The following is a 13,277-nucleotide window of genomic DNA, read 5'->3' on the forward strand; positions in this document are numbered from 1 at the left end:
CCTATGATGAAGCGCAAATATAAAACATTATAACGAAATAAATCTTTCTAAGTAATGAATTGATTTACTTATTGCGCCTTTATTTTTTTCTACCATTTGTTGTGCTGCGCTCCCCTGTTTTTTTTGTAATGTCTCACTACGTAATAATGTGTTTAAATTTTGGAAAATATCGTTTTGATTGTGACAAATAGTACAGGCTTTTATATTTATTAATTGTGTAGCAATCTCTTTAAAATTATAAAAACTAGGGCCATTTAAGATAGGTTTTCCTAAATAGGCAGGTTCAAGTAAGTTATGTCCTCCGACTTTATCTCCAAGTAGACTACCCCCCATAAAGCAGACATTTGCGACAGATATCAAAGCCATCATCTCTCCCATCGTATCAGCCAAATAAACTTCAACATCTTTAGTAAGAGGGCTTTGACTACTGCGCGCTAGGCTTTTTAGTTTAAGGCTTTGGATCAGAGATAAAACATTACTAAAACGCTCTGGATGCCTAGGCACTAAGATCAGTAATGCATTTGGGATCTTATTTAATAAGTTTTTATGGGCGTTTAATAATATTTCGTCTTCTCCACTATGGGTGCTGCAAGCAATCCAAACAGGGCGATCTTCTATTTGTTTTTTTAAGTTTTTGGCCTTTATGATGTCAACATTTTCAATGTTAATATCATATTTTATAGAGCCTGTGATTTGTATGTTTTTCTCTTTTATTCCTAAACTAATAAAGCGAGTCGCATCTTCATTAGTTTGGCATAAAATAAGATCAATATTTTTAGCGAGTAGATCAAAGATCCCTTTTATTTTTTGGTAACGTAAAAAAGAACGTTCAGATAAGCGGGCATTTAAGATAGTGATCGGGATATTGTGCTTTGCTGTTATAGCAAGCGTATTGGGCCAGAGTTCTGTTTCCATAATAATTAATTGTTGAGGTGAAATTATTTTAATAAAGCGTTTTATGGCAAAGCTAAAATCCAGAGGCATATAGCGATGTTCTATTAGCGGCCCTAGTTTTTCGGCTTGTGCTGCGCCTGTGCTAGTCGTTGTGGTGAGAACAATACTCTGTGTTGGATATTTTTGTTTAAATTGTTTAATAAAAGGGCTGACAGCGATCACTTCCCCCACAGAAACTGCGTGGATCCAAATGGGATTTTGTGTGCTTTTAAGCTTCGGTGGGTAACCAAAATGCTCTTTCCAGCGTCTACCAATAGTCGGTTTTCCCTTTTTTTTCTTATATAAGGCGTAGATAAAAAAGGGAGAAACAAGGTAAAATAATAAAGAATACAAAATGTTTAACATTGCTACCTACATTTTTAAAGTTGAGATAAAGAGTACCAAAGCACCGATTTTATTGTTTTATTTTAACTGTGCAGTTCTTTTTGCACGGTCTTGTTTAAATCTGATATAAGTAAAAAATCACCCCCAATTCCTATTATTAATATCTAATTTTCTCACGTTTTTTTTAATTCCAACAATCTACATAGTTGGAATTTCGCCATTAGAAGTGCAAGTAATAAAGTCAGCTTTACTTAAGCCAGTGCATAAATTTAGAGTTTAACTGTTAGACGTCATGAACGAGAAACATCATAAATAGAGACAAAAAAGTGTTTGTTCGTTTGCTTGCTGTAAATCGGTATTTGTATGATTTTTATATCTTGCATATTATATAATAGATAGAAAAACAGATTCAATATGTTTTTCTACAAAGCAATGAGGAGAGAATAGAAGACCGCTCAATTTTAAATAGGCTACCAACGTGATAACCCGATTTAAAAGAGAATTGCAGGGCAAAGAAGAGGAAAAATCTGACGTTAACTTACATATCAATATAAACGTTAAGTTTCCCTCTAAAGCTCAGGTGAAAATTATTGGTTTAATATCGCCATGTATTCTGCTGTGCCTTGAGCGACAGACTTAAACTCTGCATCATAGCCTGCGGCACGAAGGCGTGTTAAATCTGCTTCAGTAAAGCTTTGGTAACAGCCTTTTAAATGGTCAGGGAACGTAATGCGCTCGATTTCTGCTGTGCTGTTTACATTTTCTTGGTGGTATTTTACAACCGCATTACCGACCTCTAAAAAGGATTCGGCTTGGCCGGTACCTAAATTAAAAATACCGGATACTTGGTTGTCAAAGAACCATAAATTAACTTTACAAACATCGCTCACGTATACAAAATCGCGCTTATGATCGCCCTCAAATAATTTTGCATTTTCACCTGCATTTATTTGATTATTCAAATGGAAGGCGACGCTCGCCATGCTGCCTTTGTGCTGTTCGCCAGGGCCATAAACATTAAAGTAGCGAAATCCTACAATCTGAGGCAATGTTTCATTATGCTCTTTTGCGTCATCCCAAATTCTTCGTACATATTGATCAAATTGGAATTTAGAGTAACCATAGACATTGAGAGGTTTCTCATATTGTAGCTCTTCTTTAAAGGTGTCATTACCACCGTAAACCGCAGCGGAGGAGGCGTAAAGGAAAGCAATATCTCTTTCAATACAGTAATGTAATAAATCTTTTGAGTATTCGTAGTTATTTTCCATCATGAATTTACCATTCCACTCAGTGGTGGCAGAGCAGGCGCCTTCATGAAAAATGGCGTCAATATGTCCAAAATCTTGGCCGGATAGAATTTGTGTAATAAATTCATCTTTGTCCATGTAGTCCATGATTTGTAAATCAACTAAGTTAACAAATTTCTTGCCATCTGTGAGGTCGTCTACAACGAGTATGTCAGTAATACCTCGTTGGTTTAACGATTTAACAATATTACTGCCAATAAAACCTGCACCACCGGTAACTATGAACATTTGCTCACCTCTAAAATATGATTGAAAAGTAAGTATACGTGTCATTATTAGATATTTAAGCCTTTTTTTAGTATTTTCATTTTAATTATCATTTATTATGGGGGAAATGATGGGATCTGAGGGATGTATGCAAACATTTAAGTTAATAGAGATAAAAGAAGTTAAACAACGATTAAAAAAAGGCGAAGGATTATTGGTTGATATTCGCGACTCACAAACATTTTCTAAAGATCATGAGCAAGGATCATTTCATTTAAGCAATGATTCTATTAGTAAGTTTATGGATGAGGTTCAATTTTCAACGCCATTATATGTGATCTGCTATCACGGAAATTCGAGTAAAGGTGTTGCGCAATATTTATGTGCTCAGGGCTATGTAGAGGTTTACAGTGTCGAAAAAGGCTTTCAAGATTGGCGTATAGATAGTCACCAAGGATAAAATAAATGAGTGTGAGAGAGACAGATAAAATAGATGCATTTTCTGTAGATAAAGAGGCTCAGCGTGTTTTCTTATCTATTATCGATCCTTTAGCGTGGGACGCTAAAGATGTGCACCTTTTTACATTACAAGAAAAAATAAATACGTATTTGTATTTTATCGAGTCGGGAAAGTTGGCTGAATGTTTACCGGAAAGTAAAGGGTGTGATATTGCTATTGAATTAATATTGCGTTATTACCCGAGTGAAAATGCAATTGCCTTTTTAGATAAAACCATGCAAATTTTATTTTCAAAGAACATTGTGTTTATTTTTGGTCCCGATAAAAAAATGGGATATGAGAATTAAATGTCTAATCGTTGAAAATGAAATGTCTCCTGCATATTTTTTAGGAAAATATGTTTTGAAATAAAGATTTATTAAAAAACAGGGGTTAATTCATCGCGTTTTTATGTTTTATAAAAAATATAGGCTCTATTGTTTTTTTTATTATCAATAGCGCCTTTTATTTGGCATAATCGCGCGCAATTAGAGCTTATTAACCACTAGCCTAATTTTATATTAGAGCGCATTTATGTATATAAATCATATTTTAAAATAAGTAATTAAAAGTGTGCTGTGTTTATTTTAAAAGTATATTTTTAAGTTTTAAACTAAATGTGTTACGAGTTTATTTTCAATGATCATACTAAACCAAATCAGGAGAGTTTTATGCCTTCTCGTCAAGAGTTAGCTAACGCCATTCGCGCCTTAAGCATGGATGCCATTCAGAAATCTAATTCAGGTCACCCCGGCGCCCCAATGGGGATGGCTGATATCGCACAAGTATTATGGACTGACTTTTTAAAACATAACCCAACCAACCCACAATGGGTCGATAGAGATCGTTTTATTCTATCTAATGGTCACGGTTCAATGTTGCTCTACTCTCTACTACATTTAAGTGGTTATGATTTAAGTATTGAAGATATTAAATCATTCCGTCAATTACATTCAAAAACACCAGGGCATCCAGAGCTTGGTTATACACCGGGCGTTGAAACGACAACGGGGCCATTAGGTCAAGGGGTGACGAATGCTGTTGGTATGGCTATTGCCGAAAAATCACTGGCTGCACAATTTAACCAAGCCGGTCACAATATTGTAGATCATCACACTTATACCTTTTTAGGTGATGGTTGTTTAATGGAAGGTATCTCTCATGAGGCATGTTCTTTAGCGGGCACATTAGGTCTGGGTAAATTAATTGCATTTTGGGATGATAATGGTATCTCAATTGATGGTAATGTAGAAGGTTGGTTTACAGATGATACTCCAGCACGCTTTAGAGCCTATGGTTGGCATGTTATTTCAGTTGACGGACATGACGCAAAAGCGCTAACAGATGCAATTATAGCGGCGAAAGCTGAAACTCAAAAGCCAACGATGATCTGTTGTAAAACAATTATTGGTTTTGGCTCACCTGCGAAGCAAGGTACACATGATTGTCATGGTGCACCATTAGGCGCAGATGAAATCATTGCAACACGTAAAGCATTAGGTTGGAAATACGGCGACTTTGAGATCCCAGAAGATATTTACAGTGCTTGGAATGCTCAGCAAAAAGGACAACAAGCAGAGCAAGATTGGAATACACGCTTTGCCGCTTATAGTGAAGCTTATCCTGAATTAGCAGCTGAATTTAAACGTCGTACTAATGAAGAATTACCGGCTAATTGGGAAGAAAAATCAAGCGCATATATTAAGCAGTTACAAGATGCACCTACCCATATAGCAACACGTAAAGCGTCACAAAACTGTATTGAAGAATTTGCTAAAATATTACCAGAAATGTTAGGAGGATCAGCTGATCTAGCGCCTTCTAATCTGACCATGTGGTCAGGTACCAAAGCAATTACGGCTGAAGATGCATCGGGTAACTATTTACATTATGGCGTACGAGAGTTTGCTATGTCAGCCATTATTAATGGTATAGCGCTACATAAGGGTTTTGTCCCTTATGGTGCTACCTTCTTAATGTTTATGGAATATGCTCGCAATGGTTTACGTATGTCGGCGCTTATGAAAAAACGCGCGATCCAAGTGTTTACACATGACTCTATTGGCTTAGGTGAAGATGGCCCGACGCATCAACCTGTGGAGCAAATGGCGAGTTTACGTTTAACGCCTAATATGGATTTATGGCGCCCTTGTGATCCTGTTGAATCTGCTGTTGCTTGGAAAAGTGCGATTGAGCGTCTTGATGGCCCTACATGTCTTATTTTTAGCCGTCAAAACTTACAACAACAGCCTCGTGATGCAGCGCAACTCGCTAATGTCGCGAAAGGTGGTTATGTATTACTAGACAGTGATAAACCAGCACAGATAATTTTAATTGCGACTGGCTCAGAAGTGCAATTGGCAGTTGATGCCTATGCAGAGTTAACGGCGCAAGGTAAAGCAGTGCGAGTTGTTTCTATTCCTTCAACGGATGTTTTTGAGCAACAAAGTGACGAATACAAAGAGTCTGTTTTACCATCAAATATCAGTAAACGCGTTGCAATTGAAGCGGGTATTGCTGATTACTGGTACAAATATGTGGGCTTAAACGGTAAAGTTATTGGGATGACTACTTTTGGTGAATCAGCACCAGCGGATCAACTCTTTAAAATGTTTGGCTTCACTGTTGAAAATGTCGTCAACACGGCGAATTCACTATAAGTTAAAAATCGATATCATGTAGTTGATATTGTTAATTAAAAACCGCGCTTAGCGCGGTTTTTTTGTGTCTTATATTCCGGTAAAGTTGAAATGAATATTTTCAAATTTTCAATATTTTTTCTATTGTATTGCCAGTTAAATAGCGTCCAAATACTTTCCCGCAGAGCCCTTTACCCATTTTTAATGCATTGCTAAATAGCACTATCTCTTCTTTATTTTCTAGTTGTAAAAAAAGCAGGTTTTAGCTATTACGCGATGAGTAGAGAGGTAATTAAATTATCCACTTTATAGTGTTCTCTTATGCCTTATATAAAAAATTCAAGAAGTAATGCAAATAAAAATTTAGGTTTTTAATCTTTTTATTTTTAAGGAAAAGACAGCGTGGTGCTAATGAGATTGCATCTATTTAAGGTGATGCAATTTACAGTGGCTTTAAACTTTCAGTAAAGTTTTACTAAATTAATGTGGGTTTAAGACGTTTCAACGTTCTTAGTCATGATTTTTTGTGATTCATAGTGTACTTACGCTGTAGTTTAAGTGGTATTGTCCTCGTTAAATTACGGCGAAGCAAACACTATCAGTTTTTTAGTAAAGTTTTAGTTCGTCGGTTATTTTGTGAACTCAAATTAAAATGAACACCTTTTGAATTATTTTCTTAATATTATTTTTTGAGTTTGTTGTGTTTAATCTTACTTATGGAGGCTCTTATGCCTACGGTTATTTTTGATGAAAAACAAATAAATAATTTACATGAACCTAAAGAATTAGATCAACATTCGATTAATAGCGAGAAGGAAGCGCCGCTTATTCCTTGCGCTGTGATTTATGATGAGCAAGAGATAAATGCGTTATACGAAGAAAATGATCATGTCCCTAAAGTGCTAGAGCAGCACCACATTAATGGTATTAATAAAGAAAAACCTCGGCCTTTTGCTTTTCCTTTTATCAATAGAGCGCAAGCGATTTTGAATCGTCCTGAAAATGCTAAAAATTATTTATCTCTTAATGGTATCTGGCGATTTAACTGTGCATTAAATCCTATTTCTCGACCTAAATATTTCTATGAAGAAAATTTTGATACACAGGCTTGGGATAGTATTAAAGTGCCGGGGAATTGGGAGGCTCAAGGATTTGATAATGCGATTTACATTGATGAGCGCTACCCATTTACAACTAATTGGCCCGAAATTCCAAGAGATTATAATCCCGTTGGTTCATATAAACGCGAGTTCTTTTTAGATGAGAGTTGGGATGGCCGAGAAATATTCTTGCATTTAGCCGGTGTTCGCACCGCTTCCTTCATTTGGATCAATGGGATCCGTGTTGGTTATAGTCAAAATGCAAAAAATCCTGCCGAATTTAATATCACACAACATGTAAAAGTCGGGTGCAATAATATTAGTGTTGAAGTTTATCGATGGTCTAATGCGAGTTATCTTGAAAAACAAGATATGCTTGATATGTCAGGATTCGAACGTGAAGTATTTATTTACTCTACGGGAAAAACAAGAATTTATGATTTTAATTTTAAATATGATTTAACGCCTCCCTATTCAAAAGTTTCTTATAATTTATCAGTCGATTTATCGAATTATAGTGACGAAAGCGCACAAATGAAATTAACGGTTGAATTACTCGATGATGCCAATAACTTAAATATTATCTTCTCCAAGCAACAAATCATCAAGGATATGAAGGATCAGAGCCATCTTTGTTTTGATGGTGAAATTAATGAGCCACGTTTATGGACCGCTGAAACGCCCAACATATATACATTATTGATGACACTGACAGATGATCATAATGAAGTAATCGAAACCACAAGCCATAAAGTGGGATTTAGACAAATCGCAGTTATCGATGGCTTATTAACTATCAATGGGAAAGCGATTAAAATTAAAGGTGTTAACCGTCATGAATTACACCCTACGTTAGGCCATGTACCAACGGAAGAAAACATGCTAACGGATATACGCTTGATGAAAGAGCATAATATCAATGCGGTACGTACTAGTCATTTTCCATGTCATTCACGCTGGTATCAGCTTTGTGATGAATATGGACTCTATGTAATTGATGAAGCAAATATTGAATCGCATCCTCTTGCCTTAGAAGAAGATACTCAAATTGGTAATACAGAGTCATGGATCCCTGCTCATTTAGATAGAGTACAGGCGATGGTTGAGAGAGATAAAAATCACCCCTGTATCATTATTTGGTCTATGGGTAATGAAGCCGGTACGGGTTGTGTCTTTGAGACGCTTTATCAATGGATAAAGTCAAAAGATAGCAGTCGACCTATTCAATATGAACCGGCAGGAGAGATGCCTTATACAGATATCGTTTGCCCGATGTATCCCACACTAGAACGCCTTGAAGAATTTGCGAAACAAAAGAATACGAGACCTATGATCATGATTGAGTATTCTCATGCGATGGGAAATTCAATCGGGATCCTGGGTGATTATTGGAAAATAATTGATAAAAATGACAATTTACAAGGCGGGTTTATCTGGGAATGGATGGATCATTCTCTTGAACTTACCAATGATAAGGGCCAAAAATACTGGGGATATGGTAAAGATTATCATCCTACCATGCCGACGGATGGCAATTTCATGAACGATGGCTTAGTCGGAGCTGATCGCGTTCCTCATCCACATATGGCAGAAGTTAAAAAAGTATATTCACCGGTTAAATTCTCAAGGGTTGATTTACGATCTGGTCGTTTTGAAGTGCACAACAAGTATGATTTTATCACTTTAAATCATTTAGAAATAAACTATGAAATAAGCCAAGCGGGTAGCCTTCTTTTTACGGGAACAGTAGGTACTGTTCCAATTGAACCCGGTTTATCTACTGAGATTAAAATCCCTTTAAACGAGCGTTCTTTTAATGGGCGAGATGACGTCTTAATTACACTAAGCGCGGTGACTAAAAATGAACATCCAATGCTCGGAAGTGCTTATGAAGTTGCATGGGAGCAGTTTAGCTTAACGGATCGTAAAATTTTCACGCCTATCAATGAGCCATCACAGGAAAAACTAATCACCAAAGAGAGCGACACTGAGCTTGTCATTAAAGGCAAAGACTTTGATCTTATCTTTGATCGTAAAACGGGCGATATTATTGAATATACGCATAAAGGGACAAATATTTTAACGTCTGGCTTGATCCCTAATTTTTGGCGTGGTTTAACCGATAATGATTTAGGTGCTAATGCGCATCAATGGGCTGCTATTTGGAAGGATGCGGGTGTTTTACGAGACGTTCAGTCTTTCGAGACAGCGCGCGTTTCAGATAATGAATTTAGAGTAACCGTTAAATTTAATATGGCGAGTATTTGTAGTGAGTTTACGTTTGTTTATTGCGTCTATTCTACGGGTGATGTGCATGTAAAAGCTGATTTTATACCTAAAGATCTGAGCCTTCCTATCATGATGCGTTTTGGTACACAGCTAACCCTAGCTGCCGAATTTAAGTATGTGCAGTGGTTTGGTCGGGGCCCTGTAGAAACCTACGCAGATAGAAAAGGGGCTAAGCTGGGGATTTACGGGGGAACAACGTGGGAGCAGTTCCATGCGTATCCTCGTCCTCAAGAAACTGGCAATAAAACCGATGTGCGTTGGTTTAGATTAACCAACAAAGAGGGATCCGGATTAGAGATAATTGCGGATGATAAACTTTTGAATGCCAGTGCTTGGCCTTTCTCTGCAGATGAGCTTGATTTTGTTGCCGATATGGACTCAAACAGTGCCTCCGGTTTAACGCCAATGTCTCAAAAACATGGTGTAGACGTTCAGCCTGGTGATGTAACCACCTTAAATGTCGATTTGGCACAGATGGGTACCGGTGGACAAAATTCATGGGGATCACTTCCTCCTTGTATTTATCAGTTGCCGGTTCAAGAATACCATTACGCATTTTACATGCATCCAGTAAGCCATAAATAGCACATCATAAATTAACCGATGCTGTTATGGCATTGGTTAATTATCTTTTATAAATGAGGATAATAGACATGCCAGAAGAATCTGATACTCGTTATAAAATGTCGTTAATGACATTTTTGTTTTTCTCTATTGCAGGAGGCGGCTTTGTTTTAAAAGGGGTGGTGTCCCAATATACCGATTGGGGATATAACTCGTGGTTGTTGTATGCTTTTGCTTCTTTAATTTATGCAATTCCCTATACGTTTATGATCATCGAACTCTCTTCACTTAAGAAGGTTCAAGAATCAGAGAGTGGTTATCAAACATGGCTTAATTTAATTTTAGGGAGAAAATATGGATTTATTGCTGGATTTTTCTACTTTTATGTCAATATTTTTTATTTTGTAGATCTTTTACCAAATATTATTACTTATGCGTTGTACATGTTCTCAAGCGATATCGAATATGTTACAAATTTAACGGAGCTTAGCTGGTTTAAGCCGCTTATCAGCATTGCTTGTATTGCTTTGTTTTGGCTTGCTACTTGGGTATCAATGAAAGGCCCTAAATGGTTATCACGTTTATTATCCTTTGCGGGATATGCTGGTTTCGCATTAACTATGGTCTTTATTGTGGCTGCCGTTTATAAAATATCACAGGGCGCTATCACCTTTAATGGTGAGGTTATTGTGCCTGAATATTTAGTAGGGATAGATTTATCATGGACTAAGATAGCTTCTATGTCATGGGCGTTACAATCAATGGGGGGCCTTGAAGCTCTTGCTGCTTACAAACGAAATATTAAAGGTGGAGAGCGCTCTTTTAAAATTGGTTTACTATTAAATGTTACTATATTTTCGCTCGTCATTGTCGTTTGTTCTCTTTTATTGAATGAGATTTTACCTGCAGATGAAGCGTCGAAACTGGGCTTAATGTCGGCAATCTATGTTGCATTCCAACAACTTGGATTTCCAGGCTGGTGGACTAATGTTATTGCGATGTTCCTGTTATTAACTACATTATGTGGATCTTTGATGTTATGGACATCTGCACCTGTAAAAATGCTATTTGTGGATGCACCAAAAGGTATATTTGGGGATCGTTTATCAGAAGTTAATAAGGAAGGAACCCCTATTAACGCATTAAAAATGCAGGGGATATTAGTATCCATTATTCTTGTTCTGTTCATGTTAGGACAATTTAATTCAGGTATGAATGCCATATTGATAGCGGTTAAAAATCTTGATGGCGGGGCAGCGACTATTCCGGTTATGTTTATGTTAGTTGGTTATGTCAAACTACGTCTGCAACCTAATAATAAAGATTTTGATAGAGATTTCTATTTTTTAGGTAAAAGCAGAGTGTGGCCTATCCTTGCGGTTATTCCTATGTTTATTATCTTTATCGCTGCGACCGTCGCTGCATTGATCCCGGGTCCTGAAAGTTGGGCTGATAATTTCTCAGGATCGTTGATCCAAGTGATTTTAGGTCCAGTAAGCATTATCGGCGTATTTACGTATGTTGGTCATTTATTTAATCGTTGGAAAGTTAAAAATCCAGATGATAATTCTTTATTTAATAAGATATAAAGAAATGCTCAATTAAATTTAAAATTTTACCTTTGTATAAAAAAAGGGATAAGAAGTTTCATATTTCTTATTCCTTTTTTATTGTCACCTCTCCTGTGCTCTATGCCCGTTATCATTTTCATCACGTAGTGAGCTTGAAAACCAATTCAGCGTGAGTGCGTTAAAGCATTCAATAAGGGGCATAAAACGCCATTAAATTCTCTTGGTATATACTTAGCATGTACTTTTATCTTCTTTATTATTCATGTATGAAAGCGGGAATGTAATGGCGATTGCAACGTTGTATTGTAGGAGCGTTTTAGGTATTGATGCAAAACAAGTCCTTGTTGAAGTGCATTTGAGTCGTGGTTTACCGACGTTTGCCTTGGTGGGTTTACCTGAAACATCGGTGAAAGAGGCCAAAGAACGCGTGCGCAGTGCGATCATCAATAGCCATTTTATGTGGCCACATAATAAACGTATTATTGTTAATTTAGCGCCTGCTAATTTATCTAAAGAGGGCGGACGTTTCGATCTTGCCATAGCATTAGCTATTTTAATTGCCTCTGAGCAAATTCCAGCAGCCCCCTTTGAGCATTTTGAATGTATTGCTGAGCTTGCATTGTCAGGAGAGCTTCGCCCTGTCGATGCCATTATTCCTTGCGCGCTTGCTGCCAATAAAAAAAATAGAAGTTTATTAATATGTTTAGCGAATCAAAATGACGTTGCTTTAACAGGAAATCCTGCCTTGATTGCTCGAAGTTTAACGCAAGTGTGTGCATTTATGCTGGGTAAAATCGAGTTGCCTTGTGTGTTAGAACAAACACATGAAGACAAACCACAAAAAACAGATATTAGTGATGTGCTAGGTCAGCAACAAGCCAAGCGCGTATTAGAAATCGCCGCCACAGGTCAGCATAATTTATTATTAATCGGTCCACCTGGCACCGGTAAAAGTATGCTAGCAGAGCGTTTTATGACGTTACTTCCCGCTTTGTCGAAAGCGCAGGCTCTCGAAACGGCAACCCTTTACTCTGTGTGCGGACAGGTACGAGAAAATGGTTATCAGCCCCCTTTTAGAGCGCCACATCATAGTGCATCGTTAGTTGCGTTAGTAGGAGGGGGCACTCGTCCTAAACCGGGTGAAATATCTTTGGCGCATAACGGTATTTTATTTTTAGATGAACTTGCCGAGTTTCCTCGCGCCGTGCTTGATAGTTTGCGTCAACCGCTAGAAACTAAAAACGTGAGTATTTCCCGTGTTTTACAGCAAGTGACATTTCCGGCTAATTTTCAGTTAATTGCAGCCATGAACCCGAGCCCTTGTGGGTTTATCAGTGGAGAGAAAAGGCGCAGTACACCGGATCAAATTCTACGTTATTTAGGGCGTTTATCAGGGCCATTTTTAGATCGATTTGCATTATCAATCATGGTGCCTTTATTACCCAAAGGGATCCTGGCCAGCTCACAAATGGGTCAAACCATAAACAATGAAAGTAGTCAGCAGATCCAAACACGGGTTGCGAGTGCACGTAAAAGACAAATATCAAGACAAGGAAAATTAAATAATGCATTAAATGTAAAAGAGGTGGCTTTATTTTGTCAGCTTACGCCTGCAGATGCTCTATTTTTGGAGGGGGCGTTAGATAAAATGGGATTATCTATTCGCGCTTGGCATAGTTTGTTGAAAGTGGCGCGTAGTATTGCTGATTTGGGGCATTGTGAGAATATTACGCGCGATCATTTATATGAAGCGCTCAATTATCGAGCCATGGATAGATTATTAAAAAGTATTTTAGATAATTAACGTGTTGTTGAAAATG

At 37.3% G+C, this 13,277-nt stretch carries 8 protein-coding genes; 6 read left to right on the top strand and 2 right to left on the bottom strand.

The features are described from left to right. Window positions 1-27 precede the first annotated feature (27 nt). Window positions 28-1,299, bottom strand: a complete 1,272-nt coding sequence (gene waaA / locus PCNPT3_RS02775; protein WP_015464348.1) for a lipid IV(A) 3-deoxy-D-manno-octulosonic acid transferase — start codon at window positions 1,297-1,299, stop codon at window positions 28-30. A gap of 566 nt (window positions 1,300-1,865) precedes the next feature. Next, window positions 1,866-2,816 (bottom strand): ADP-glyceromanno-heptose 6-epimerase, encoded by a 951-nt coding sequence (gene rfaD / locus PCNPT3_RS02780; protein WP_015464349.1) that lies wholly within the window; start codon window positions 2,814-2,816, stop codon window positions 1,866-1,868. 127 nt (window positions 2,817-2,943) lie between these two features. On the opposite strand from rfaD, the gene glpE reads away from it, so the two are divergent. The 6 genes from glpE to PCNPT3_RS02810 all read left to right on the top strand — a co-directional run bounded on the left by glpE (window position 2,944) and on the right by PCNPT3_RS02810 (window position 13,261). Next, entirely contained in the window at window positions 2,944-3,255 is a 312-nt protein-coding gene (glpE, locus tag PCNPT3_RS02785; RefSeq protein WP_041771366.1) for a thiosulfate sulfurtransferase GlpE, read from the top strand. Between the two features lie 5 nt (window positions 3,256-3,260). Further along, window positions 3,261-3,602 (top strand): DUF6572 domain-containing protein, encoded by a 342-nt coding sequence (locus tag PCNPT3_RS02790; RefSeq protein WP_015464351.1) that lies wholly within the window; start codon window positions 3,261-3,263, stop codon window positions 3,600-3,602. Between the two features lie 363 nt (window positions 3,603-3,965). Further along, window positions 3,966-5,954: a transketolase gene (gene tkt / locus PCNPT3_RS02795; protein WP_015464352.1), complete on the top strand. Its 1,989-nt coding sequence runs from the start codon at window positions 3,966-3,968 to the stop codon at window positions 5,952-5,954. A 707-nt stretch (window positions 5,955-6,661) separates the two neighbouring features. After that, entirely contained in the window at window positions 6,662-9,907 is a 3,246-nt protein-coding gene (locus PCNPT3_RS02800; RefSeq protein ID WP_015464353.1) for a glycoside hydrolase family 2 TIM barrel-domain containing protein, read from the top strand. A gap of 68 nt (window positions 9,908-9,975) precedes the next feature. Next, the gene (locus PCNPT3_RS02805) at window positions 9,976-11,475 is read left to right on the top strand and encodes an APC family permease (protein ID WP_015464354.1); all 1,500 of its coding nucleotides are present in this window, start codon (window positions 9,976-9,978) and stop codon (window positions 11,473-11,475) included. 265 nt (window positions 11,476-11,740) lie between these two features. After that, window positions 11,741-13,261: a YifB family Mg chelatase-like AAA ATPase gene (locus tag PCNPT3_RS02810; RefSeq protein ID WP_015464355.1), complete on the top strand. Its 1,521-nt coding sequence runs from the start codon at window positions 11,741-11,743 to the stop codon at window positions 13,259-13,261. Window positions 13,262-13,277: the final 16 nt, after the last annotated feature.

The organism is Psychromonas sp. CNPT3 (assembly GCF_000153405.2).
In the GTDB taxonomy this organism is placed as follows: Bacteria; Pseudomonadota; Gammaproteobacteria; order Enterobacterales; family Psychromonadaceae; genus Psychromonas.

What these genes read in the sequence shown, in the direction of transcription:
- waaA (WP_015464348.1), bottom strand. Translation starts at nt 1,299, where the DNA reads ATGTTAAACATTTTGTATTCTTTATTATTTTACCTTGTTTCTCCCTTT.
- rfaD (WP_015464349.1), bottom strand. Translation starts at nt 2,816, where the DNA reads ATGTTCATAGTTACCGGTGGTGCAGGTTTTATTGGCAGTAATATTGTT.
- glpE (WP_041771366.1), top strand. Translation starts at nt 2,944, where the DNA reads ATGCAAACATTTAAGTTAATAGAGATAAAAGAAGTTAAACAACGATTA.
- PCNPT3_RS02790 (WP_015464351.1), top strand. Translation starts at nt 3,261, where the DNA reads ATGAGTGTGAGAGAGACAGATAAAATAGATGCATTTTCTGTAGATAAA.
- tkt (WP_015464352.1), top strand. Translation starts at nt 3,966, where the DNA reads ATGCCTTCTCGTCAAGAGTTAGCTAACGCCATTCGCGCCTTAAGCATG.
- PCNPT3_RS02800 (WP_015464353.1), top strand. Translation starts at nt 6,662, where the DNA reads ATGCCTACGGTTATTTTTGATGAAAAACAAATAAATAATTTACATGAA.
- PCNPT3_RS02805 (WP_015464354.1), top strand. Translation starts at nt 9,976, where the DNA reads ATGCCAGAAGAATCTGATACTCGTTATAAAATGTCGTTAATGACATTT.
- PCNPT3_RS02810 (WP_015464355.1), top strand. Translation starts at nt 11,741, where the DNA reads ATGGCGATTGCAACGTTGTATTGTAGGAGCGTTTTAGGTATTGATGCA.